Here is a 22,352-nt window from a genome sequence, read left to right on the forward strand (position 1 = left end):
AGGCCCAGGCAGGGCCGGTCCCTCATGGAAAAGCAAAGGCCGTGCCAATTGTGGGAAAAGCGGCGGCGCATCGTAAATTTTCCGCGCTTCGGGCATGGCTGCCGGGCGGAGTGCAGGGCATGCGGCAAGTGTTTGCCGGAAGGCGGCAATCTTCGGCCAGATGCTGAAAAGCCCCTGAAAAGCCCCGTTCTCCTGGTTGCCGGGGCGGATCAGGGCCTCTAGAATCCACCTTGAATTGCAATCAGGACTGCGCGCGGATCATGAACTTTTCCTCGATGATCGACCCCTCCACCCTGGCCATCGTGCTGGGCGGGACGGTGCTGGCCACCTTCCTGCGGGCGGGATGGGCCGATTGGCGGTCTATGATCTCCCAACTGGGCGGCGCGTTGGGGCAGACCTTTGGCCTCTCGCGCCCCTTCGATGCCGAGGCCATGCGCGGCCGCGTCGCCCGCGCGCTTCAGGACATGCAGCGCGACGGCCTGCTGCGCGCCGAGCCGCGCCGCGTCGGCGACCCCGAATTCGACAGCGCCATCGCCACCATGATCACCCAGCGCTCCACCGCCGGTCTGAAGGGCCTGCTCGAACAGGCGCGCCAGAAGCGCCTTGCCCCGGCCATCGCCGCGGTCAACACGCTGGGCCTCTCTGCCGAGCTGGCGCCGGTCTTCGGGCTGGGCGGCACGCTGATCTCGCTCTCGCGCCTGCCCGCCAATGGTGTGGACCGCAGCGCCTATATGGGCGCCATCGGCATGGCGGTGCATGCCACGCTCTATGGTCTGATCCTCGCGCACCTTGTGCTGGCCCCGCTGGCCCGCCTTGTCGAGCGCCGCATGATCCATGAGGACAAGGCCCGTCAGGCGCTGGCCCACTGGCTGGAGGCCGAGATCGCCGAGGCCACGCCCGGCGGCAATGGCGCCACCCCGCCAAGCCGCGAAAGCCATGGGCGCGGTGAGCGCGCCTCCCGCGCGGACGGTCCGGTGCCGTCGCCGCGTCTTGTTCAGCCGGGCGGTCAGGCGTGAGCATTCGCGGCGGCATAGGCTGGCAGACGCTGCTGGCCGACCTCTCGCTGATCCTCTTTATGGTGACCGCCGCCGCCATGGCCGAGCCCACGGAGCCCGCAGGCAAGGCGGCTCAGGCCCATCCGGCGCCCCCGCCGCCCCCTCCGCCGCCGCCGAAATCCGCGCCCGATCTGGTTGATCCCACGCGCGCGCAGCCGCTGGCGATCTGGCGTGAGGCGCCCGGTGGCCCCGGCATCGACGCATGGCTCGCCAGTCAGCAGCCGGACAGCCGCCAGCGCCTGACGATCACCCTGCGCTATCCGCCCGAGGCGCAGTCCCATGCGATCGTCAACATCGCCCGGCTGACTCAGGAGGCGGGAGCCATGGGCCAGAAGGCGCGGATCATCATGGAGCCTGAAGCGGCCGGGGCGCCGTCCGAGGTGCTCGCCTCGCTCGCCTATGATCTGGGTGGGCAGCCGCAGTAAGGTTTTTCAGGACAATAGCAGGGAAAGGCGAGGGGGCAGGTCGATCCTTGCGCCTGAGCTCTCCACCTCAAGCGCCGTAGGCATGAAATCCCGAGATGATTGCCTGCGACGCGGCGACCTTCCCCAAGGCTGAACCCGAAGCGCGATGCTGACAGAACCCGGGAGCGCGAGGGTGTAACACCCTCGCATTTTCTCTTCCTTCTTCCTCCCCAAAATATGGCACGAAGATTGCTTGATCCTGACCATAATCCTGTCCCTTATCATGTCAGGGCCACAAACGATGCGACTGTCTCTAAAATTGATGGCTGTGCTGCCCTTGCTGGCTGCCGGCTCCGCCATGGCGCAAGGCGCCTACACTGATCCTGCCGCGATCGACCGCGAGGTGGCTGCCTTCACCGGCGTGCCCATCGGCGGCACGGGCGGCGCTACCTTGCCGGTTGACCGGCGGCTGCGGCTTGCCGCTTGCCGTTCGCCGCTGAGCGTGTCGTGGCGTGCCTCACGCCATGACTCGCTGGTGGTGGAATGCCCTGATCCGGGCAGCTGGCACCTGTTCGTGCCGGTGCGCGCGGCGCCTGCCGCTGCGGTTTCCTCCACGCCGGCCATCATGCGCGGCGAGGCGGTGACCATTGCGGTGGCCGGGGACGGTTTTGCCGTCACCCAGCCGGGCGAGGCCATGGAAGCCGGCGCCGTGGGCGAGTGGATCCGGGTGCGCTCGGTGCATGCGGGCAACCGCCAGCCGGGCCAGACGAGCGATGCGATCCGCGCGCGGATCGTGCGCCCGGGCGAGGTCGAAGTGCCGCTGGAAGAGTGATGGACGGGCCCGAAAAGCGGGCGCGGCGGGTGACGGCAGCTTCTTGCCGCAAGAATTTGCCGTTCGCTGTCGGGACTTGTCAAAAACTGCCGTCCGAATTTGTTGTTTGCCTTAAAAGCCGCGGTGCGGCACCGTTCTTGACAGTGGAAACGCAAGGAGCGGAACCATGTCGAGCATCGCATCCGGCCCCGGCCTCGGTTCGGGCTACAATGTTGATTTAAGCGTGCAGCAGGTCGGTGCGACCGAATCCCGGCTGTCGCTGAACACCGACGCCAACGCGGCGGCCACGGCCAACTCCGCGAGCGTCAATCTGGCTGCCAACACGCAAGTGTCGGCCAGCACCGCCGCCGCGACCAGCGCCACCAGCGCTCAGGCCGTGGTGACCTCCACACAGGCGAGCGCCGGGGCGGCGCCCGTCGATACCGACCGCGTCGCCACCATCAAAAAGGCGATCGAGGACGGTAATTACCCCCTCGTCCCGACCAAGATCGGCGATGCCATGATCGCCGCGGGCATGTTGCTGAGGATCAACAAATGAAGCATCAGTTTGCCGGTTCCAGCGCTCTTCTGACCCGCGACCCGATCTCGCGCAGCGACACGCTGCGTCGTATGATCGAGTTGCTGCGGCATGAGCGGGAAGCGCTGACCGGCATGGACATGGATTCGATCATGGGCTGCGCTCATGACAAATATGTCCTGTGCGAAGAGCTTGAAGCTGCCGGCGATGACCATATCGACGAGGAAACGCGGGGGCTGATCGATGCCGCGCGCCGCCTCAACGAGGTGAACCGCCAGCTGCGCAACCTGATTGCCGCCAATGTCGCGGCGCGGCTCAGCGCGCTGTCGGGCGGTGCCGCTCTCTACAAGGCACAGACGGGGCAGGCCTTGCGGCCCCAGGGCGTGCCTGCCTACACCTACACCGGCGCGCGCGCCTGATCTGCCAGAGGCGGGGCGACGCTTGGGATTGTTTGGAACATGCGCGAATGCGCATGTTCAGAGCGGGTCGGTGCCGCAAAATCCGGTTCTTTCGCCGGATTTTCAAACAACCTTTGAGCGCCCCTGCAGTTTTTTCGCCCTTGAGCTGCGGTTCGGGCGGCAAAAATTAGAAATTGGCACGCGGCTTGCTTAAATTGTTTTCGGAACCCTTTGTTTCGGGAGCAGGGCTTGAGCCAGCCAGATCTGACAGGCGCCCAATGGGCCGCCTCCATCGCCACGGACCCGTCCTCGCAGCGTGATGCCTCGCGCGCGGCCATTGCCCGCGCGGCAGGGGCCAGCGGCGTGGACTTCAACTATCTTCTCGCTCAGGCGAAGCTGGAATCGAGCCTCGATCCGCGCGCCCAGGCGGCGACCTCCAGCGCGCGCGGACTGTATCAGTTCACCAATGCGACCTGGCTGAATACGCTGCAAAAACATGGCTCTATGCTTGGCCTGTCGGGTGCTTCGGTGGCCGATCCCATGGCGCGCGCGCAGATGATGGCGATGCGCGACGATCCCAACGCTTCGGCGATGATGGCGGCGGGCCTTGCTGGCGACAATCAGGTGGCGCTGACCAATGCGCTGGGCCGCACGCCGGATGCCAGCGAGTTGTATCTGGCGCATTTTCTGGGTGCCGAGGGCGCCACGAAATTCCTCTCCGCCATGGCTGCCGATCCCACGCAGAGCGCGGCGGCGATCAACCCCAAGGCGGCGGCCAGCAATCAGGCGATCTTTTTCGCGCCCGGCGGCATGCCCCGCAGCCTGGGTCAGGTGATGGACCTGCTGCGCGGCAAGATGACCCGCGCGATGAACAGCGAGGACGGCAATTTCGATCCGCTGACCACGGCAAACTACGGCGCCTATGGCGGCGGCGTGAGCTGGGCGGAAGCCACGGTTCCCGCACCTTTGCCCGATCCGGCAACGATGGGCGGCCCGCTGGCCCGGCAGTTTGCTGCCGCCCGCGACGGCGATTTTGCCGCTTCGTCCGGCAATGGCTCCGGCGCGGGGGATGGCGGCAACACGCGGCTGTCGATGGCCGATACGCTTCAGAATGTCTTCGGTGGCGGGGGTGACGGCAGTGCCGCGCCTGCCGCGGTGCGCGCCGCCTATGGCCGCCTGAAATCCATGGGCCTGTGAGGAAACACTGATGAACCGTCTCTTCACCGCCTTCAGCCCGCAGAGCTTCGCGCTGCCGGCCGGCATTCTCACCATCATCGTGCTGATGGTGGTGCCGATCCCGGCCTTCATGCTCGACGTGTTCTTCGTCTTCAACATCGCCCTTTCGGTGGCGGTGCTGATGGCCTCGATGAATGCGGCCAAGCCGCTGGACTTCTCCTCTTTCCCCTCGGTGCTGCTGTTTGCCACGCTGCTCCGCCTCGCGCTCAACGTCGCCTCCACCCGCGTGGTGCTGGTGCATGGGCATGAGGGCGGCGCGGCGGCCGGCCATGTGATCGAGGCCTTTGGCGAATTCCTGATCGGCGGCAATTTCGCGGTCGGCATCTTCGTCTTCCTGATCCTGATGATCATCAACCTTGTGGTGATCACCAAGGGCGCGGGCCGCGTGTCGGAAGTGTCGGCGCGTTTCACCCTGGACGCTTTGCCCGGCAAGCAGATGGCGATCGACGCCGATCTGGCCGCCGGCCTGATGAGTGCCGAGGACGCCAAGGCCCGCCGCCGCGAAATCTCCACCGAGGCCGATTTCTACGGTTCGATGGATGGTGCCTCCAAATTCGTGAAGGGCGACGCCGTTGCCGCCCTGCTGATCCTTGCCGTGAACGTGATTGCCGGTTTCTGCCTTGGCATGATCTCGCACGGGCTGAGCGCCAGCGAGGCCGCCAGCCGCTACATCTCGCTGTCGGTGGGTGACGCCCTTGTGGCGCAGGTGCCTGCGCTGCTGCTCTCCATCGCCGCTGCCGTGATCGTCACACGTGTGAACGATACGCGCAATCTGGCCGGCCAGATCGGCGGCCAGTTCGCCAGCCCCGACATCTGGCTGCCCGTGGCGCTGATTCTGGGTGCCATCGGCTTCATCCCGGCCATGCCGCAGCGCGTCTTCCTGCCCGCCGCCGCCATCGCCTTCTTCATCTGGCGCAAGCTCAACAAGCGCGACAAGCTGGCCAAGGCCATCGCCGCTATGCCCCCCGTCGTGCCGCCCGCCGATCCCGGCAAGATCACGCTGGGCGAGGTCTCCGACCATACGCTCGTCACGGTCGAGCTGGGTTATGGGCTGGTGCAGCTGGTCGATGAAAAGCGCGGCGCGCCGCTCGTCAGCCGCATCACCGGTGTGCGCAAGCAGCTCTCGCAGACCTTCGGTTTCATCGTCCCTCAGTTCCGCGTGCGTGACAGCCTCGATATGGGCCCCAGCGACTATCGCATCATTCTGGGCGGCGTGGTGCTGGGCGGATCGACGGTGATGGTCGACAAGGTGCTGGCCATCGATGCGGGCGAGGCCAATCCTCAGGCCCATATCCGCGGCATCGAGACGCGCGATCCCTCCTTCGGCTGCCCCGGCTACTGGATCGACCCGCCGCTGCGCGATATGGCGATTGCCGAGGGCTATCTGACCGTTGACGCCAGCACCGTGATCGCCACCCATCTCAACCAGATGATGGCCGAGCGTGCCCATGCCCTGCTGGGCGCCGATGAGGTCAAGACCCTGCTCGAAGCGCTCAAGCTGCGCGCCGGGGCTCTGGTGGAAACCGTCTATCCCACCCCGCTCAGCCTGGCGGCCATGACCCGCCTGCTGCGCAACCTGCTGGAAGACGGCATTTCCATCGCCCATCCGCTGCCGATCCTGCAGTCCATCGCCCAGGCGGTGCAGATCACGCAGGAGCACGACCGCATCATCGATATGGTCCGCGCCGATCTGGGCGGTCTGATCGTCAGCAGCATCTGCCCGCCCAACGAGCGCCTGCCGGTGGTGACCCTCGATTCCTCGCTGGAGGCGATGATTTCGCAGGGGCTGATCGATCCGGTCACCAACCAGCCGCTGATCGAGCCCGATCTGGCGCGGACCATTGGCGAACGTGTCGCCGGTGTGGTTGCTCAGCGCGGTCCTTCGGCCTCTTCGGTGGCGATGATCGTCCAGCCGCGCCTGCGCCGGGCTCTGGCCGCGCTGCTCAAGCTGCGTGCGCCCGGCTGCGTGGTGATGTCGATCACCGAACTGCCCGAAACCCAGCCGGTGGAGGTGATCTGTGTGGTGGGCGAACAGCCCCAGCAGCAGCCGCAGCTGACCCACCAGCCTTCCGCCGCTTATCCATCCAGCCCTGTCGAGAGTATGGCTGCATGATCCACGACCACAAACCTTTCCTCGCTGCCGCCAACCCCATCCAGCTGAAAGGACCCGGCGGGCGCCGCATCGCCGCGGCCTATGGCGACGATCCGGGCGACCGCGTGCGCCGCTTCATGCCGATGGTCCGCCGTCTTGCCTGGCATTTGCAGGGCGGGCGCGACGGGATCGAGGTGGAAGACCTGATGCAGGCGGGCCTTGTTGCCCTCACCGAATGCGCGCAAAAGCACAATGGCCCAGGCGAGGACGGCTTTGCCGCTTACGCCAAGATGCGGGTGAGGGGGGCGATGGTCGATCTGATCCGCCGCCATGTGCCCTTGTCGCGCGGGGCCGTCGAGCGGCGGCGTCTGGTGCGTGAGAAGCACACGCTGCTCACCAACCGGCTGGGGCGCGAACCCAAGGACACCGAGCTGGCCGAGGAAATGGGCATGACTCTGGCCGAGCTGGAAGGGCTGCGCATGTCGTCGGAACCGCTGCGTTTCGAGGCGCTGGATGAGACCTATTCCGACAGCTCCATGGCCTTTGCCGACGATCAGCCCGACAGCTTCACCCTGTTGCAGGATGAGGAATTGCGGCAGAGCGTTGCCGGTGCCATCGGCGAATTGCCGGAGCGCCTGCAAATGGTGATCCAGCTCTATTTCGTGGAAGAGCTGAACCTTGCCGAAATCGCCGAGGTGCTGAACGTTTCCATCCCGCGCGTGCATCAGTTGAAGGCGCAGGCCATCGACAAGCTGCGCAGCGCGCTGAGTGGCCTTGCCGATGTGATGTAGTTGTTCCGGCCTGCTGTGATGAGAGGCGCGACCCCCAAGGGCGACCTAAGTATCAAGGCGCGTCCCATTGTCGCGGCAGGGCGGAACTGCTATGTCACAATGCCATGTCTTCATGTGATACTTGCGTCGTGCGGAACAGAGCCATCTGTTCGGCTTTGGACGAATCCGAGATCAGCGCGCTCAACACCATCGGGCGGCGGCGCAATCTTGCCGCCGGTGAAAGCCTGATCTGGGAGGGCGAGGATTCGGTCCTCGTTGCCAATGTGATCGAGGGGGTGCTCAAGCTCTCCACCGGCACGGAAGACGGGCGCGAGCAGATCGTGGGCGTGGTCTATCCCAGCGATTTTATCGGGCGGCCCTTTGGCGGCACCACCAACCATGGCGTGACGGCTCTGACCGATGCGCGGGTCTGCGTGTTCAGCCGCGTGGATTTCGACGGTTTCGCCCGCAAGCATCCCGAGCTTGAGCACAAGCTGCTTCAGCGCACGCTGGGCGAGCTGGACCGCACGCGCCGCTGGATGCTGCTGCTGGGCCGCAAATCGGCGAGCGAAAAGGTCGCCAGCTTCCTGATCGAGCTGTCTGACCGTTTGGCGCCTTTGACCTGCGAGGGCGAGGGGGACGGCATTGCCGCACGCTTCCATCTGCCCTTCTCGCGCCAGCAGATCGCTGACGTTCTGGGCCTGACCATCGAGACCGTCAGCCGCCAGTTCACCCGGTTGAAGACCGAGGGGCTGATCGACCTGCCCAGTCGCCGCGAGGTGGTGATCGCTGACCGCCATGCGTTGATCGCTGAGGCGGGTTGAAGAAGGAAGAGAAGATGCGAGGGGATTATCCCCTCGCGCTCCCATGACGTCTTCCGACGAAGCGGCAGTGGCGCCCGTTCGTTGCGCTTAGGCTCTCCACCTGCACCACCTGAGGCGCCGCAGGCCTTCAAACCGATAGCACTGTGTAGGGATTATTGCCTGCGGCGCAGCGATGTTGCTCTGTGGCCGAACCCGATGCGCTACGTAGACATTCATGGGAGCGCGAGGGGGTAACCCCCTCGCATTATTCCCTTTTATCCCTTCAAAACCGATAGCTAATACCGCCGCTCACCACCCATGGGTCCAGCCGGTTGCGCGTGCTGAGAACCTCGGTGCCGCCCGCATAGAAATGCGCATTGGTGCTGACGAAATACTTCTTGGCGTCGAAGCTTAGCCCATAACCATGGCCCAGCGCGATATCGACACCGCTCTGCAACGCCACGCCGAACTCGCTCGACATTTTGGTCCGCGTCACGCCCAGACCCTGCACAAAACCGCTGGGCTGATCCGAAAGCATGATGAACAGCGCGGGGCCTACGCCGGCATAGGGCTTGATGCCATGGCCCAGCGGCAGGTGATATTTGGCGGTGAAGGTGGCGGGGATGATCTTCACGTCGTCGATCGCGCCCTGACCTGCCGCCGCGCCCGCGCCGATGGTGACATGATGGCCGGTGACGCAGCAGATCGTTTCCACCGAGATGTTCTTCGTGAAGAAATACTCAAGCGCGATGGTGGGCACGGCATTGTCATTGGCTTTGGTGCCCGTCACCGCGCCGTTTGCCACCAGCCCCGCCGCATCGCTGTTGACCTTGGTGACATGGCCGCTGGCCAGCACGGCGGTGCCCAGCACCTTGACCTGAAAGTGCCCCTGATCGCTGTCATCGGCCTGAGCGGTTCCGGCCATGGCTGCCAGCGCGAGGGCGGCCAGAAGGGCGGCGGGTTTGGTCAGTGTGCGCATGTCTCAAGTCCTCACCGCCGCGTTCCCCGCCCTGTGCGGAGATGGATGTGTGATGAGCACGCGGCGTTGAGGGCTGCTCTGCACCCCTGCCGCGGCGCCATCATTGACGGGGCGCAACCGCGTATTTGACCTGACGCAAATCCCGCATTTTTGCCGCGTGGCTCAGTTTGACGCCGATCAATGTCGTTCCATCGCGCCTGGCGCATAGGCCAGCCTTCCGTTCCGTCATGAGAGGGAAGGCTCATGGGCATCCTCGTTTCGCGCGCCGGTCTGTGGCTGGTGCTATTTCTATGTTGTTTCATCGCGATGGTGGCCGCGCAGGATTCTGCTTTCGCCATCCATATGGGCATCTGCGCCATCGCCGCGCTGATCGCTATGGGACACGGCGTGATGCGCCCCGACTATGCGCGCCTCGCCCGTGGCCAGAGCGCCCTGCCGCCCGCCGACACCAGCCGTTATGACGATGACGTCATCCGCTGGGCCACCATCGCCACGGTGTTCTGGGGCATGGCCGGGTTCCTTGTGGGACTTATCATCGCGCTGCAACTGTCGTTTCCCGATCTCAACCTAGAGCCGTGGTTCAACTTCGGGCGGATGCGCCCGCTGCACACCTCGGCGGTGATCTTCGCTTTTGGGGGCAATGCGCTGATCGGCACCAGCTTCTATGTCGTGCAGCGCACCTGCCGGGCGAGGCTGGCCTTCCCCGGCCTCGCCCGTTTCGTGTTCTGGGGCTATCAGCTCTTCATCGTGCTGGCGGCCACCGGCTATCTGCTGGGCGTCACGCAGGGCAAGGAATATGCCGAGCCCGAATGGTATGTCGATCTGTGGCTGACGGTCGTGTGGGTCGCCTATCTGCTGGTCTTCGCCTTCACCATCGTGCGCCGCACAGAGCCGCATATCTATGTGGCCAACTGGTTCTACCTCTCTTTCATCATCACCGTGGCGATGTTGCATCTGATCAACAATCTGGCCATTCCGGTCAGCTTTCTGGGCACGCGCTCGATCAGCTATTTCGCGGGTGTGCAGGGGGCGATGGTGCAGTGGTGGTATGGCCACAACGCCGTGGGCTTCTTCCTGACGGCGGGCTTTCTGGGCATGATGTATTACTTCGTGCCCAAGCAGGCGCAGCGGCCGGTCTATAGCTATCGCCTCTCGATCATCCACTTCTGGGCGCTGATTTTCCTCTACATCTGGGCGGGTCCGCACCACCTGCATTACACGGCGCTGCCCGACTGGGCGCAGACGCTCGGTATGGTGTTCAGCGTGATGCTGTGGATGCCCAGCTGGGGCGGCATGATCAACGGTCTGATGACGCTCAACGGCGCGTGGGACCGCCTGCGCACCGATCCCATCCTGCGCATGTTCGTGATGTCCCTCGCCTTCTACGGCATGAGCACCTTTGAAGGCCCGGTGATGTCGGTGAAGAGCGTCAACTCGCTCAGCCACTACACCAACTGGACGATCGGCCATGTGCATTCGGGCGCTCTGGGCTGGAACGGCATGGTGACCTTCGGTGCGCTCTATTACATGGTGCCGCGCCTGTGGAACCGGCCCGCGATGTATTCGCTGCGCATGGTCAACTGGCACTTCTGGACGGCCACTTTGGGCATCGTCTTCTATGCCGCCAGCATGTGGGTGGCGGGCGTGACTCAAGGCCTGATGTGGCGCGAATATGGCGCCGACGGCTATCTGGTGAACAGCTTTGCCGACAGCGTGGCCGCCATCCACCCGATGTATGTGCTGCGCGCCTTCGGGGGCCTGCTGTACCTGACGGGCGCCTGCTTCATGACCTACAACATCTGGCGCACCATCGCTGTGGGTGACCAGCGCGACGAAAAGCCGCTGCACAACATCGACCAGAACCGCGACAAGGACCGGCCCCTTGGCCAGCCCGTCGCCGTGCCTGCCGAATAAGGGGGGCTCATCCAATGTCTGCTGAAACGAAACAACCTTTTGCCTGGCACGGCACGCTGGAGCGCAATGTCACCATTCTGGCCGTCTGCGCCTTTATCGCGGTGATCATCGGCGGTCTGGTGGAGATTGTGCCGCTGTTCTACATCGACAACACCATCGAGAAGGTGAAGGGCGTGCGCCCCTACACCCCGCTGGAGCAGGCCGGGCGCGACATCTACATCCGCGAGGGCTGCTACCTCTGCCACAGCCAGATGATCCGCCCCTTTCGCGACGAAACCGAGCGTTACGGCCATTACAGCCTCGCCGCGGAATCGATGTACGATCACCCCTTCCAATGGGGCAGCGAACGCACCGGCCCTGATCTGGCCCGCGTGGGCGGCAAATATTCGGACGCATGGCATGTGCAGCATCTGACCGCGCCGCGCTCGGTCGTGCCGGAATCGATCATGCCCAATTACGCTTTCCTGTCGAACACTGAACTGAAGGCGGGCGAGGGCGGCTCGATGCAGGGCGAGCTGAAAGCCCTGCGCGAAACCGGAGTGCCCTACAGCGATGAAGACATCGCCAAGGCCGACGATGATCTGAAGGCGCAGGCCACCGGCAATGGCACCGATCTGGCCAAGCGCTACGCCAAGGCGCAGGCCCGTGACTTCGACGGCAAGCCCGACACAATCACCGAGATGGATGCGCTTGTCGCCTACCTTCAGGTGCTGGGCACGATGGTCGATGTCGAAAGCGCCGCCGCACAAGAACACCTCGCACAGGAGAAGGGCCGATGAGCGGCGCCGCGCTTTACGCGCTGCTGCGCAACTTCGCCGATGGCTGGGGGCTGGCGCTGATGATGGGCGTGTTCCTGCTGCTCTGTGCGCGGCCCTTCCTGCCGGGCGGGCGGAAGAACAGCGAAGCCGCCGCCACCATGATCTTCAAGGACGAAGACGATGACTGACAAGCGCATCGACGAAGCCACCAACACCGAAACCATGGGGCACGAGTGGGACGGCATCGAGGAACTCAACACGCCCCTGCCGCGCTGGTGGCTTTACACCTTCTATGCGTGCATCGCCTTCGCGGTGGGCTACGCTGTGGTCTATCCCTCGGTGCCGCTGATCCACGAAGGCACCCATGGCAGCTTCGGCTGGACCAGCCGAGGCGAATACGCCGCCGAGAAAAAGGCCGAAGCCGCCCAGCGCGCTCCCATGCTGGCCGCCTTGGCGAAAACGCCCATCGAAGACCTGCCCAAAAACCCCGACCTGACGCGTCAGGCGGTGGCGGGCGGTCGCGCGGCCTTCAAGGTGAACTGTGTGCAATGCCATGGCGCGGGGGCGGCGGGCTCGGTCGGCTATCCCAACCTCAACGATGACGACTGGCTGTGGGGCGGCTCGCTGACCGACATCCAGCAGACGCTCACCCACGGCATCCGCTATCCCGGAGATGACCAGACCCGCACCAGCCTGATGCCCAGCTTCGGCCATGACAAGATCCTGACGCCAGCGCAGGTGCAGGATGCGGCGAGCTTCGTGCGCAGCCTCTCGGGCCTCGAACCCAAGGGAGCCGCAGCCCAACGCGGCGCCGAAATTTTCGCCACCAACTGCGTCGCCTGCCACGGCCCCGATGCCAAAGGAGGCCGCCAGTTCGGCGCGCCCAACCTCACCGACCGCATCTGGCTCTATGGCGGCAGCCGGGAACAGGTGGTGGGCTCGATCACCAACGCCCATGCCGGGGTGATGCCCGCATGGGGGCAGAGGCTCGACCCGGTCACCATCAAGATGCTGGCGGCCTATGTCCACTCGCTGGGCGGCGGCGAGGCCTTCGCCGCGCCCACCCCGGTGGCAAAGTAAACGCCATGGTCAGCCTGAACCCCCAAGGCCAGCCCACGCGCAAGCAGCGCCCGCTGCCCTCCGCCCTGAAACCCAAACCGCAATCAGGCCTCTATGAAAAGAAGCAGCCCGTCTTCCCCCGCAAGATCGACGGGCGCTTCCGCCGCCTGAAGTGGGGGGTGATGGCCGTCTGTCTGGCGATCTATTACCTCACCCCATGGCTGCGCTGGAACCGTGGGCCTTATGCGCCCGATCAGGCGGTGCTGATCGATCTGGCGCACCGCCGCTTCTACATGTTCTCCATCGAGATCTGGCCCCAAGAGTTCTACTTTGTGGCCGGGCTGCTCATCATGGCAGGCATCGGCCTGTTCCTCGTGACCAGCGCCGTGGGCCGCGCATGGTGCGGCTATGCCTGCCCGCAGACGGTCTGGACCGACCTGTTCCAGCATATCGACCGCTGGTTCGATGGCGACCGCAACGCCCAGATCCGCCTCGCCAACGCGCCATGGACGGCGGGCAAACTCGCCCGCCGCCTGAGCAAATGGAGCCTCTACCTGCTGGTCAACGTGGCGACGGGCGGCGCATGGATCTTCTATTTCGCCGACGCGCCTACGCTGGCCCATCAGGTCTTCACAGGCACCGCACCGGCCATCGCATATTCCACCATCGCCGTGCTGGCGGGCACCACGCTGTGGCTGGGCGGCTTTATGCGTGAGCAGGTCTGCGTCTATATGTGCCCCTGGCCGCGCATCCAGTCGGCGATGCTCGACGAAAAATCGCTGATCGTCACCTACAAGGACTGGCGCGGCGAACCCCGGGGCAAAAGCAGTGGCGGCGATTGCGTTGACTGCAACCTGTGCGCCGCCGTCTGCCCCACCGGCATCGACATCCGCGACGGCGCGCAGATCGGCTGCATCACCTGCGCCCTGTGCATCGACGCCTGCGACGGCGTGATGGCCAAGACAGGCCGCCCGCGCGGCTTGATCGACTACGCCACACTGGAAGACAGCGAGAAAGAACGCGCCGGAGCCCCGCCCACCAGCCACGCGAAACTGATCTGGCACGCCCGCACGCTGATCTACCTCGGCCTGTGGAGCGCTATCGGCTGCGCTTTGCTGTTCGCGCTCGGCACACGCGAACATCTGGCGATCTCGGTCGCGAAAGACCGCAACCCGCCCTTTATGCTGATGAGCGACGGCGCCATCCGCAACGCCTATCTGGTGAAATGGCGCAATATGGAAGACCGCCCGCGCCCCATGCGCCTCACCCTCGATGGTATCCCCGGCGCGCGCATGTGGAGCGAGGAGATGGGCAAGGCCCAAGCCACCCGTCAACTCACCCGCACCATCCCTGCCGATCAGACAGAACCCTTGCGCATCTATGTGATAGCCCCGGCAGGCACGGCGCAACAGCCTCTGGGCTTCACCCTGACTGCCACCGACGCCCAGGGCGGCACCGTCCGCTACGACACACGCTTCGACGCCCCTGAAGGAGGCCAATGATGAGCAGCCTTGCGCAAAAACCCTTCCGCTTCACCGGTTGGCATATGAGTGCCATTCTGGTTGCCTTCTTCGCGGTGGTGATCGCGGTGAACATCGGCATGGCGCGTCTGGCGGGCAGCACCTTCAGCGGCGTGGTGGTCGAGAACTCCTATGACGCCAGCCAGCAATTCGACCGCTGGCTGGATGAGGCCGCGAAGGAACAGGCGCTGGGCTGGCATGCTCAGGTGGCGCGGCAGGCCGATGGCCATGTGGTGGTGACGCTGAAGGGCAAAGGCCTCGACCAGGCTGTGCTGACCGGCGAAGGCTGGCACCCGCTGGGCCAGTTGGCAGACCGCCCGCTGACCTTCCACCGTATCGCTGGCGGCGACTTCCTCTCGGATCAGGCCTTGCCCGATGGCCGCTGGCGTCTGCGCCTGAAGGTTGCCGCCCAAGGCCACATCTGGCGCGCGAATGAAATGCTGTGATGGCCACGCAACCGCACACAGCCCCGAGCCCGCAGACCACCGTTCTGGTGGTTCCCGGCATGCATTGCGCCAGCTGCATGGGCAAGGTGGAGCGGGGCCTGATCGCTCTGGCGGGGGTGGAAAGCGCCCGCGTCAACCTGTCGGCCCGGCAGGTCAGCGTGCGCCACGATCCGGCCCTGCATGAGCCCGATCTGGTCGCCGCGCTGGAGCGGATCGGTTTCCCCAGCCAGCCGCGCGGTGAGGATCTGACGCCCCCGATCAGCGCGGTGAAACCCCTGCTGGCGCCGCTGGCGGTGGCGGGCTTTGCCTGCATGAATGTGATGCTGCTGTCGGTCAGTGTCTGGTCGGGGGCTGGGGGCGCCACGCGCGATCTGTTCCACTGGCTCTCGGCGGGGATCGGCATTCCGGCGATCCTCTATGCGGGCCGTGTGTTCTTCGCCTCGGCGTGGAGCGCCCTGAAGCATGGCCGCACCAATATGGATGTGCCGATCTCCATCGGGGTGGTGCTGGCCACCGGCCTCAGCTTCTACGAAACAATCACCCATGGCGCCGAGGCATGGTTCGACGGCACGCTGATGCTGCTGCTCTTCCTGCTGGCGGGCCGCGTGCTGGACGCCATGATGCGCGACCATGCTCGCGCCGGGGTCGATGCCCTGCTGCGTCAGGCCGCCACCGGCGCCATGGTGGTGAACAAGGACGGCACGCTGCAATGGCTGAAAGCGCGCGACCTGCTGCCGGGCATGATGATCCGCGTGAGTGCAGGCGAACGTCTCGCCGTTGACGGCACGCTGCTGACGGTCGAGACGCGCCTCGACCGCAGCCTGCTGACCGGCGAAAGCGCCCCCGTTGCTGCCCGCACGGGCGACGGCCTGCATGCGGGCATGCTCAATCTCGATACGCCGGTCGATGTGCGGGTGACCGCCGCCGGGGCCGACACCACCTTGGCCGAGATCGCCCGCCTGATGGAGGCCGCAGGCCAGCACCGGAGCGCCTATGTCCGCATCGCCGACCGCGCGAGCCGCCTCTATGCCCCCGCCGTCCATACGCTGGCGGCGGCGAGTTTGATCGGCTGGATGCTGGCCGGGGCGGGGGTGTACCACGCCTTGGTGATCGCCATTTCGGTGCTGATCATCACCTGCCCTTGCGCTTTGGGGCTGGCAGTGCCGGTGGCTCAGGTGGTGGCCGCCTCGGCGTTGATGCGAGGCGGGGTGATGGTGAAGGATGGCGGCGCGTTGGAGCGCATCGCCCGTGTCGACACCGCGCTGCTCGACAAGACCGGCACACTGACATTGGGGCGCCCCATGCCCGATGGCCCGGTGCTGGATGGCCTGCCGGACGATGCCGCGCAGGTGGCTTTGGCGCTGGCCAGCCATTCGCGCCATCCGCTCAGCCGAGCGCTGGTGGAAGCCTTGACCACACGCGACGTGAAGGCAGCGGAACTGGCCGATGTGGTTGAAGTGCCCGGAGAGGGCATGCGCGCGCTCTGGCAAGGTCAGCGCGTTGCGCTGCGCCGCCCGGATGGCGGGGCAGCATCGCGCGGTATGGTCTGCGCGCTGGACATCGAAAACCGCCCGGCATGGCTGATCCCCTTCGCCGACCGGCTGCGCCCCGAATATGCAAGGGCCCTCCACTGGCTGCGCGATCTGGGCATCAGCGCACAAATCCTCTCGGGTGACCGGGGGCAATCGGTGGTGGAGACCGCTTGCGCCACAGGCCTCTTCGCCCGTGCCGGAATGAGCCCTGAAGGCAAGCAGCAGGCCATCGCCATGCTGCGCAACATGGGCCACCGCGTGCTGATGGTGGGGGATGGGCTCAACGATGGCCCGGCGCTGGCGGCGGCGGATGCCTCCATCGCGCCGGGCAGCGCCAGCGATGTCGGGCGGCAGGCGGCGGACTTCGTCTTCATGGGCGAGTCGCTGCTGGCCTTGCCGCGCGCCGTGGCCGGAGCGCGCGCCACCATGCGCGTGGTGCGCCAGAACTTCGCGCTGGCCATCGGCTACAATCTGCTGGCGGTGCCGCTGGCGATCTTCGGCTATGTCACGCCTTTGGTGGCGGCCATCGCCATGTCGACCTCCTCGCTGATCGTGATCGGCAATTCGCTGCGGCTGGCGCTGCCCGCCCGCTGGAAGCGGGATGAGGCCGCATGACTGGCCTCGCTTTCCTGATCCCCGTCGCGCTGCTGATGGGGCTGGCGGGGCTCTGGGCATTTTTCTGGGCCTTGCGCTCGGGCCAGTTCGAGGATCTCGATGGCGCCGCCGCCCGCATCCTGATCGAGGAAGAGGGCGAGCCATGAGGCGCGCAAGACTCATCGCCCTCTTCGGCCTGATCGCTTTGTTTCCGGCTGCGGTGGGCGCTGCTCCGCATGCGGCAGACGGGCGGACTGTTGCGGTGCCGCTCTGCTCTGGCGATGGTATTGTGCGCAGCATCACCATGCCTCTGGGCCACAATGATGTGCCCGGTGCGGAGCAGCCCGGATGCTGCGCGAAAGGTTGCCATAACGGTGGTGCGCGCAAGCGTGGCAAAGGCGGAAAAACTCCGCGCTGATCTTGATCGGGCGCAAGGATGGCGCGCCACGCCTCTGGCAGAAGGGATGCATGACGATGCTTGTCTGGCCCTATCACCCCGATCTGCTGGCGCGCCCCGTGCCGCGCTACACCAGCTTTCCCACGGCGGCGGAATTCGCGCCTCTTGGAGGCAGCTCTCTGGGCGAGGCGCTGGATCAAACCTCGGGCGATATCTCGCTCTATCTCCACATCCCCTATTGCGAGCAGATCTGCTGGTATTGCGGCTGCAACACGGGCGCCGCCAACCGGCAGGGGCGGCTGACCTCCTATCTCGACGCCCTGGCGCGGGAGATCGCGCTGGTGGGCAAAAGGCTGGATGGGCGGGTGAAGGTCAAGCGCGTGGCCTTTGGCGGTGGCAGCCCCAATGCCATCAGCCCCACGCAATTTGTGCGGCTGGTCGATGCCATCACGCTGCATTTCTCGCTGGGCGACCCGGTGTGGTCGATCGAACTCGATCCGCGTACCATGACGCGCGATTGGGCGCAGGCGATGGCTGCGGTCGGCATCAGCCGCGCCAGCCTTGGCGTGCAGACCTTCGCTCCGCGCCTGCAGGCCGCCATTGGCCGCGTGCAGAGCGACGCGGTGATCGAAAGCGTCACCGATATGCTGCGCGAGGCGGGTGTCACCTCGCTGAACTACGATCTGATGTATGGCCTGCCGGGCCAGACATGGGACGATCTGCAATCCTCTCTGGCCCGCACCGCAGAACTGGGCGCGGACCGCGTCGCGCTCTTCGGCTATGCCCATGTGCCGCATCTTCTGCCGCGCCAGCGCCGCATCGATGCGTCAGCCTTGCCGGGGCAGGAGGAGCGCTTCTTTATGGCCGCGCGCGGCTATGCCTGCCTTGTTGAAGCAGGCTATCGCCCCGTGGGCTTTGACCATTTCGCGCGCCCCGGTGACCCTATGGCTCAGGCTACTTTGGGCGGCAGGCTGCATCGCAACTTTCAGGGCTTTACCGATGATGCCGCCCCGGTGCTGATCGGGCTGGGCGCCTCGGCCATCTCCAGCTTTCCTCACGCCCTCATCCAGAACGAGAAGAACGCCGGGCGCTACCGCATGCTGCTCTCGCAAGACCGGCTGACCGGCGGTCATGGCATTCTGCGCTCCGACGCGGACCGCGCTCTGGGCGTCCTCATCGAGCAGATCCTCTGCCATGGCCGCGCCCGCATCGGCGGCGATCTGGCCATGCAGCATGCCGCCGCCCTCGCGCCCTTTATGGAGCGCGGGCTGGTCGATGTGGAGGCGGGGCTGCTCACCATGCTGCCCGGGGGCCTGCCCTATGCGCGCAGCATCGCGGCCATTTTCGACCCCTACCGGCAGGACAACACCAGGCGCTTCAGCTCTGCGGTGTGACATTCCTTTCCCAAAGCCCTAGACCGGGCCGATGGAGACGATCACCTTCCGCGAGCATCGCGCCAAGATTGTGCCCTCTGTGCTGGGCTGGCTGATTTTCTGCCTGCCTTCGCTGGGCATCTGCGATGTGGTGTTCCACATGATGATCGCCAATCGTGGCCTCGGCCCCCGCCACCCGTGGCAGGAACTGGCTTGTTATGTGCTCCTTTTCGCCTTCACCGCGGCCTTCTGCATCGGGCTGGTCCGCAGCCTCTGGCGCCTGATCCAACCGGGCGAGATTGTGCTGACAGCCCGCAGCATCCGCACCACCACTTTCGGCAAAACCATCATGAGCGACTGGTCCGAACTGGGCGTGGCCACGCAGGAAAGCATTGGCGGCAGAGGCTCGCGGCGTGACGTGATCCACCTGCCGCGCATGGATGGCGGCCGCCCGCTGCAACTCGATGTGCGCTGGTATGCGGCCAGATTGCCAGCGATCCACGATGCGATCCGCGCGATCAGGCGCGGAGCCCCTCTGCCACCTGTGCCCGAGCATGTGTCATGGTTCTACATCTGGCTGTGGACGCCGTTTCTGGCGCTGGTGCTGTGGTGCGAAATCTCGGTGCTTCTCGTTTTCTGATCGCAGGGCGGCTCAAAACCCCCTAAGGGGCGCCCATGGCCAAAGCTGATCGTCTCGACCGCCTCGACAAGCAACGCATCGACTGGGAGGCCGATTACCGCGCCGCCCTGATCGAGGCCCTGAAAGTGACCGCAGCGGGCCAATGGGGCCTCTTCGACCACCGCGCTGATAAGGTGGCCCGCAAGGCCGTCGCTCCGACGATCGAGGCGCTGGAGGATCTGGCCCACAGCATCGATGAAGCGCGCGAGACGCTGTTCCTTGAACCCTTCGAGCTGCATCGCGAATTTCTGGCCGCGCGCGGTCCGGTGGCGTCCAACGCGGTAGGGGAGCCGAAGCAGGCGCGGGCTTGGCTGGATCGATTGGCGGCCGAGAAATAAGTAAGAAGGATAGATGCGAGGGGGTTACCCCCTCGCGCTCCCGGAACGTCTTCCGACGATAGGGCAGCGTTCTCGAATCCTCACGCCTAGCCTCTCCAGCTGCGCAAGCTGAAGCGCCGCAGGCAATCATTCCCCGATAGGACGGTGCTGGCCAAGTCCAGCCTGCGGCGCGGCGAGCTATGCGCCTTGGCCGAACCCTGTGCGCCACGTAGACATTCATGGGAGCGCGAGGGTGTAACACCCTCGCATTTTCTCTTTCCCCTTCTCCAAACCTTAAAACCAAAAAAGGGCGGCTACCCGCAAGCAGCCGCCCTGTAAGTTGGGGAGAAATCCTTCACGCGGAAGGAACGATGGGGTCTCTTGAAGCCGAGGCTTCATCTGTCCGGAACCCCCGATCCGAGGACCCCATCGTAGCAGACGGACTTGCCGGGTGACGCCTCCGCCATGCGTGAGACTGTCCTAGGCCAGTGCCAGGGCGCCGACCTTGATCGCGGTCAAAACGTCGATTTTTTCAGCGCGAAGCGAGGTCCGTCAGCGTCTTGGGCGTCAGCACCTGAGGCAGGCTCTGCGGCGTGGAAGCCGAGCCGCGACCGTACCACACATAGAGCGGCACGCCTGCCGCGCCTCGGGTTGTCAGGTAGCGGGTGATGGCCGGGTCGCGGCGGGTCCAGTCGCCTTTCAGCACGACGACGCCGGCTTTGGCGAAGGCGTCACGGGTGGCTTCGCGCTCAATGGCGACGCGTTCGTTGACCTTGCAGGAAAGGCACCAGTCGGCGGTAAAATAGGCGAAGACGGGGTGGCCTTGCGCCAGCGCTTGATCGAGCGCCTGCTGGCTGAAGGGCTGGGTGGGCAGCAGGCCCTCGGCCTCGGCGCTGGGGGCATGGACGGTGCGCGGCAGGATCACGGCGGCGCACAGGCCCAGCACGGCGACCAGACCCAGCGCCCGCCGTCCGCCGCCCAGCGTGATGCGCTGGGTGCGGCCCAGATGCGTCAGGATGCCGACCAGCACGATGGCGAAGACCAGACAGGCACCGGCGAAGCTATAGCCACCAAGGCGGCTGGCCAGCCAGAACAGGCCCAGCGCGGTCAGGCCCATGGGCACGGCCATGGCCTTCTTGAACCAGCCCATCCACGGGCCGGGCTTGGGCAGGGCGCGGCGCAGCGCGGGGATATAGGCGATGGCGAGGAAGGGCAGGGCAATGCCGAAGCCCAGCGCCACGAAGAGCAGCATCGCCGGGGCAAAGGGCAGCAGCACCGCCGCGCCCATGGCGCCTGCCATAAAGGGCCCAGTGCAGGGGGTGGCCACAAAGGCGGCCAGCAGACCGGTGATGAAGGCGCCGCGCGCGGTGTTGCGTTTGCCGGGCAGGGCGCCGCCCTGCGTGGCGAAGCTGGGGGTCAGGAATTCGAACAGGCCCAGCAGATTGGCGGTGATCGCCACGGCGAGCAGCAGCAGCGCGGCCACCACGCCGGGCTCCTGAAGCTGGAAGGCCCAGCCCACTTGCTGCCCGCCCGCGCGCAGCGCCAGCAGCAGCGCGCCAAGCGCGGCGCAGGTGACGATCACGCCCGCCGAATAGGCCAGACCTTCCACGCGCGCTTCGGCCTCGCTCTCGCCAGCGCGGGCGAGGCTCAGCGCTTTCAGGCTAAGGATCGGGAAGACGCAGGGCATGATGTTGAGCAGCAATCCGCCCGCAATCGCCGCCAGCACCAGCAAGGGCAGCGGTGAAGGCTTGGGCGGAGCATCGGTGGCGGCGGTGTCGATCGGCGTGCCGTCCGTGGGCACGGCGCCCGGCACGGCGGCGATGGTCAGGCCGTCGCCATTGCGGTTGAGGCGCAGCACGGCATTGAAGCTGGCCGGATTGGCGGCGGCGCCCTGAGCGCGCTTCAGCGTGACGATCAGCGTGTCGCCGGAGCGGGCAAAACCCTGAGGCGCGGCATAGTCGATGGCGCGTTCGTCAGCCGAGAAGACATGCGGGCGCTCCAGCGCGGCACCGGCGGGGAAGGGGATGCCGAGGCGAAGCGTATCGCCCTGCACCGCGATATGGGCCTGAGAACCCAGCGGCGCGGGCAGCTTGGCGCGCCATGCATCGAAGCGGGCATCATGCTGCGCGGGGAAGGCCGAGATCTTCAGCGTGGTGGACAGATCGGCGCTTTCGGGCACGCAGATCTGCTCGGTGCAGGCCAGCCACTCGGCCTTCACCGAGATCGGCAGGGTGCTGCCCGGTTTTGCGTCGGCGGGCACGGTGAAGGGCACCAGCAGCGCATAATCCGACTGATAGACATGGTTCATCAGCCCGCTGACCACCAGCGTTTCGGGCACAGGATATTGCGGCGTCCCCGCGCTGGCTCCTGCGGGCAGATGCCATGTCAGCTGCAGGCCAAGGCCCGCATCGCCCGGATTGAGCCAATAGCCGTGCCAGCCCGCAGAAGGATGCATATCCAGCGCCAGCGTGGTCGCCTGCCCCGGCTGCACGGTGTTTTCGGCCACCAGCTGCGCCGCGATATGGGTGGGCTCTGCTGCCCGCGCCGGGGCCATGCCCATACCCATGCCGACGCCCAAGGCCGCCAGCAGCGCCATGCTCCACGCCATCAGCTGATGTGTCAGCTTTTCCAACGGGATCGGCAGCAGGGGGTGGCGTGAAGGCAGACGGACTGGCAT

Annotated in this window: 23 protein-coding genes; 21 read left to right on the forward strand and 2 right to left on the reverse strand. The window is 65.7% G+C overall.

The annotated features are described in order from the left end of the window. The first annotated feature begins 260 nt into the window (after positions 1 to 260). The 9 genes from HGK27_RS02140 (at position 261) to HGK27_RS02180 (ending at position 8,128) form a co-directional block, all read left to right on the forward strand. On the forward strand, positions 261 to 1,016 hold the full coding sequence (locus HGK27_RS02140) for a MotA/TolQ/ExbB proton channel family protein (RefSeq protein WP_206238371.1): 756 nt from the start codon (positions 261 to 263) through the stop codon (positions 1,014 to 1,016). After that, on the forward strand, positions 1,013 to 1,480 hold the full coding sequence (locus tag HGK27_RS02145) for a hypothetical protein (protein WP_206238374.1): 468 nt from the start codon (positions 1,013 to 1,015) through the stop codon (positions 1,478 to 1,480). Before HGK27_RS02140 ends, HGK27_RS02145 begins: the two co-directional genes overlap by 4 nt. 280 nt (positions 1,481 to 1,760) lie before the next feature. Then, positions 1,761 to 2,291: a flagella basal body P-ring formation protein FlgA gene (locus HGK27_RS02150; protein ID WP_206238376.1), complete on the forward strand. Its 531-nt coding sequence runs from the start codon at positions 1,761 to 1,763 to the stop codon at positions 2,289 to 2,291. Between the two features lie 166 nt (positions 2,292 to 2,457). Further along, complete coding sequence (gene flgM, locus HGK27_RS02155; protein WP_206238378.1) at positions 2,458 to 2,829, forward strand: flagellar biosynthesis anti-sigma factor FlgM; 372 nt, start codon at positions 2,458 to 2,460, stop codon at positions 2,827 to 2,829. Further along, a complete protein-coding gene (locus HGK27_RS02160; RefSeq protein WP_206238381.1) occupies positions 2,826 to 3,227 on the forward strand; it encodes a flagellar protein FlgN in 402 nt (133 codons plus the stop codon). The genes flgM and HGK27_RS02160 overlap by 4 nt, the downstream gene beginning before the upstream one ends. 228 nt (positions 3,228 to 3,455) lie before the next feature. Continuing rightward, on the forward strand, positions 3,456 to 4,403 hold the full coding sequence (locus tag HGK27_RS02165) for a transglycosylase SLT domain-containing protein (RefSeq protein ID WP_241126783.1): 948 nt from the start codon (positions 3,456 to 3,458) through the stop codon (positions 4,401 to 4,403). Between the two features lie 10 nt (positions 4,404 to 4,413). Continuing rightward, a complete protein-coding gene (locus tag HGK27_RS02170; protein WP_206238383.1) occupies positions 4,414 to 6,555 on the forward strand; it encodes a flagellar biosynthesis protein FlhA in 2,142 nt (713 codons plus the stop codon). After that, the gene (locus HGK27_RS02175) at positions 6,552 to 7,325 is read left to right on the forward strand and encodes a sigma-70 family RNA polymerase sigma factor (RefSeq protein ID WP_206238385.1); all 774 of its coding nucleotides are present in this window, start codon (positions 6,552 to 6,554) and stop codon (positions 7,323 to 7,325) included. Before HGK27_RS02170 ends, HGK27_RS02175 begins: the two co-directional genes overlap by 4 nt. A 104-nt stretch (positions 7,326 to 7,429) precedes the next feature. Beyond that, the gene (locus tag HGK27_RS02180) at positions 7,430 to 8,128 is read left to right on the forward strand and encodes a Crp/Fnr family transcriptional regulator (protein ID WP_206238387.1); all 699 of its coding nucleotides are present in this window, start codon (positions 7,430 to 7,432) and stop codon (positions 8,126 to 8,128) included. 262 nt (positions 8,129 to 8,390) lie between these two features. On the opposite strand, the gene HGK27_RS02185 is transcribed toward HGK27_RS02180, so the two are convergent. Further along, complete coding sequence (locus tag HGK27_RS02185) at positions 8,391 to 9,086, reverse strand: OmpW/AlkL family protein (protein ID WP_206238389.1); 696 nt, start codon at positions 9,084 to 9,086, stop codon at positions 8,391 to 8,393. 243 nt (positions 9,087 to 9,329) lie between these two features. Here HGK27_RS02185 and ccoN point away from each other — a divergent pair, with 243 nt between their 5' ends. From ccoN to HGK27_RS02245, 12 genes are read left to right on the forward strand one after another with little or no spacing between them, the layout of a single operon-like run. Then, positions 9,330 to 11,000 (forward strand): cytochrome-c oxidase, cbb3-type subunit I, encoded by a 1,671-nt coding sequence (ccoN, locus tag HGK27_RS02190; RefSeq protein WP_206238391.1) that lies wholly within the window; start codon positions 9,330 to 9,332, stop codon positions 10,998 to 11,000. A 14-nt stretch (positions 11,001 to 11,014) separates the two neighbouring features. Beyond that, a complete protein-coding gene (gene ccoO, locus HGK27_RS02195; protein WP_206238393.1) occupies positions 11,015 to 11,779 on the forward strand; it encodes a cytochrome-c oxidase, cbb3-type subunit II in 765 nt (254 codons plus the stop codon). Continuing rightward, positions 11,776 to 11,946, forward strand: a complete 171-nt coding sequence (locus tag HGK27_RS02200) for a cbb3-type cytochrome oxidase subunit 3 (RefSeq protein WP_206238395.1) — start codon at positions 11,776 to 11,778, stop codon at positions 11,944 to 11,946. The genes ccoO and HGK27_RS02200 overlap by 4 nt, the downstream gene beginning before the upstream one ends. After that, positions 11,939 to 12,838, forward strand: coding sequence for a cytochrome-c oxidase, cbb3-type subunit III (gene ccoP / locus HGK27_RS02205; RefSeq protein ID WP_206238397.1), 900 nt, complete (start codon positions 11,939 to 11,941; stop codon positions 12,836 to 12,838). Before HGK27_RS02200 ends, ccoP begins: the two co-directional genes overlap by 8 nt. A gap of 5 nt (positions 12,839 to 12,843) precedes the next feature. Next, entirely contained in the window at positions 12,844 to 14,319 is a 1,476-nt protein-coding gene (gene ccoG / locus HGK27_RS02210) for a cytochrome c oxidase accessory protein CcoG (RefSeq protein ID WP_241126784.1), read from the forward strand. Next, a complete protein-coding gene (locus HGK27_RS02215) occupies positions 14,316 to 14,783 on the forward strand; it encodes a FixH family protein (RefSeq protein ID WP_322099008.1) in 468 nt (155 codons plus the stop codon). Before ccoG ends, HGK27_RS02215 begins: the two co-directional genes overlap by 4 nt. Beyond that, positions 14,783 to 16,930, forward strand: coding sequence for a heavy metal translocating P-type ATPase (locus tag HGK27_RS02220; RefSeq protein WP_206238399.1), 2,148 nt, complete (start codon positions 14,783 to 14,785; stop codon positions 16,928 to 16,930). The genes HGK27_RS02215 and HGK27_RS02220 overlap by 1 nt, the downstream gene beginning before the upstream one ends. Continuing rightward, positions 16,927 to 17,076, forward strand: a complete 150-nt coding sequence (gene ccoS / locus HGK27_RS02225; RefSeq protein ID WP_206238401.1) for a cbb3-type cytochrome oxidase assembly protein CcoS — start codon at positions 16,927 to 16,929, stop codon at positions 17,074 to 17,076. The genes HGK27_RS02220 and ccoS overlap by 4 nt, the downstream gene beginning before the upstream one ends. Next, complete coding sequence (locus HGK27_RS02230; protein ID WP_206238403.1) at positions 17,073 to 17,327, forward strand: hypothetical protein; 255 nt, start codon at positions 17,073 to 17,075, stop codon at positions 17,325 to 17,327. Before ccoS ends, HGK27_RS02230 begins: the two co-directional genes overlap by 4 nt. A gap of 50 nt (positions 17,328 to 17,377) precedes the next feature. Next, positions 17,378 to 18,700, forward strand: coding sequence for a radical SAM protein (locus tag HGK27_RS02235; RefSeq protein ID WP_206238405.1), 1,323 nt, complete (start codon positions 17,378 to 17,380; stop codon positions 18,698 to 18,700). A 31-nt stretch (positions 18,701 to 18,731) separates the two neighbouring features. After that, on the forward strand, positions 18,732 to 19,319 hold the full coding sequence (locus tag HGK27_RS02240; protein WP_206238407.1) for a hypothetical protein: 588 nt from the start codon (positions 18,732 to 18,734) through the stop codon (positions 19,317 to 19,319). 35 nt (positions 19,320 to 19,354) lie between these two features. Further along, on the forward strand, positions 19,355 to 19,696 hold the full coding sequence (locus tag HGK27_RS02245; protein WP_206238409.1) for a hypothetical protein: 342 nt from the start codon (positions 19,355 to 19,357) through the stop codon (positions 19,694 to 19,696). Between the two features lie 511 nt (positions 19,697 to 20,207). On the opposite strand, the gene HGK27_RS02250 is transcribed toward HGK27_RS02245, so the two are convergent. Then, complete coding sequence (locus HGK27_RS02250) at positions 20,208 to 22,352, reverse strand: protein-disulfide reductase DsbD family protein (protein WP_241126785.1); 2,145 nt, start codon at positions 22,350 to 22,352, stop codon at positions 20,208 to 20,210.

The organism is Novosphingobium terrae (assembly GCF_017163935.1).
GTDB lineage: Bacteria > Pseudomonadota > Alphaproteobacteria > Sphingomonadales > Sphingomonadaceae > Novosphingobium > Novosphingobium terrae.

What these genes read in the sequence shown, in the direction of transcription:
- HGK27_RS02150 (WP_206238376.1), top strand. Translation starts at nt 1,761, where the DNA reads ATGCGACTGTCTCTAAAATTGATGGCTGTGCTGCCCTTGCTGGCTGCC.
- HGK27_RS02140 (WP_206238371.1), top strand. Translation starts at nt 261, where the DNA reads ATGAACTTTTCCTCGATGATCGACCCCTCCACCCTGGCCATCGTGCTG.
- HGK27_RS02250 (WP_241126785.1), bottom strand. Translation starts at nt 22,352, where the DNA reads ATGCCAGTCCGTCTGCCTTCACGCCACCCCCTGCTGCCGATCCCGTTG.
- HGK27_RS02185 (WP_206238389.1), bottom strand. Translation starts at nt 9,086, where the DNA reads ATGCGCACACTGACCAAACCCGCCGCCCTTCTGGCCGCCCTCGCGCTG.
- ccoP (WP_206238397.1), top strand. Translation starts at nt 11,939, where the DNA reads ATGACTGACAAGCGCATCGACGAAGCCACCAACACCGAAACCATGGGG.
- ccoO (WP_206238393.1), top strand. Translation starts at nt 11,015, where the DNA reads ATGTCTGCTGAAACGAAACAACCTTTTGCCTGGCACGGCACGCTGGAG.
- HGK27_RS02230 (WP_206238403.1), top strand. Translation starts at nt 17,073, where the DNA reads ATGAGGCGCGCAAGACTCATCGCCCTCTTCGGCCTGATCGCTTTGTTT.
- ccoG (WP_241126784.1), top strand. Translation starts at nt 12,844, where the DNA reads ATGGTCAGCCTGAACCCCCAAGGCCAGCCCACGCGCAAGCAGCGCCCG.
- HGK27_RS02245 (WP_206238409.1), top strand. Translation starts at nt 19,355, where the DNA reads ATGGCCAAAGCTGATCGTCTCGACCGCCTCGACAAGCAACGCATCGAC.
- flgM (WP_206238378.1), top strand. Translation starts at nt 2,458, where the DNA reads ATGTCGAGCATCGCATCCGGCCCCGGCCTCGGTTCGGGCTACAATGTT.
- HGK27_RS02180 (WP_206238387.1), top strand. Translation starts at nt 7,430, where the DNA reads ATGTCTTCATGTGATACTTGCGTCGTGCGGAACAGAGCCATCTGTTCG.
- HGK27_RS02200 (WP_206238395.1), top strand. Translation starts at nt 11,776, where the DNA reads ATGAGCGGCGCCGCGCTTTACGCGCTGCTGCGCAACTTCGCCGATGGC.
- HGK27_RS02170 (WP_206238383.1), top strand. Translation starts at nt 4,414, where the DNA reads ATGAACCGTCTCTTCACCGCCTTCAGCCCGCAGAGCTTCGCGCTGCCG.
- HGK27_RS02215 (WP_322099008.1), top strand. Translation starts at nt 14,316, where the DNA reads ATGATGAGCAGCCTTGCGCAAAAACCCTTCCGCTTCACCGGTTGGCAT.
- HGK27_RS02235 (WP_206238405.1), top strand. Translation starts at nt 17,378, where the DNA reads ATGACGATGCTTGTCTGGCCCTATCACCCCGATCTGCTGGCGCGCCCC.
- HGK27_RS02160 (WP_206238381.1), top strand. Translation starts at nt 2,826, where the DNA reads ATGAAGCATCAGTTTGCCGGTTCCAGCGCTCTTCTGACCCGCGACCCG.
- ccoN (WP_206238391.1), top strand. Translation starts at nt 9,330, where the DNA reads ATGGGCATCCTCGTTTCGCGCGCCGGTCTGTGGCTGGTGCTATTTCTA.
- HGK27_RS02220 (WP_206238399.1), top strand. Translation starts at nt 14,783, where the DNA reads ATGGCCACGCAACCGCACACAGCCCCGAGCCCGCAGACCACCGTTCTG.
- HGK27_RS02175 (WP_206238385.1), top strand. Translation starts at nt 6,552, where the DNA reads ATGATCCACGACCACAAACCTTTCCTCGCTGCCGCCAACCCCATCCAG.
- HGK27_RS02240 (WP_206238407.1), top strand. Translation starts at nt 18,732, where the DNA reads ATGGAGACGATCACCTTCCGCGAGCATCGCGCCAAGATTGTGCCCTCT.
- ccoS (WP_206238401.1), top strand. Translation starts at nt 16,927, where the DNA reads ATGACTGGCCTCGCTTTCCTGATCCCCGTCGCGCTGCTGATGGGGCTG.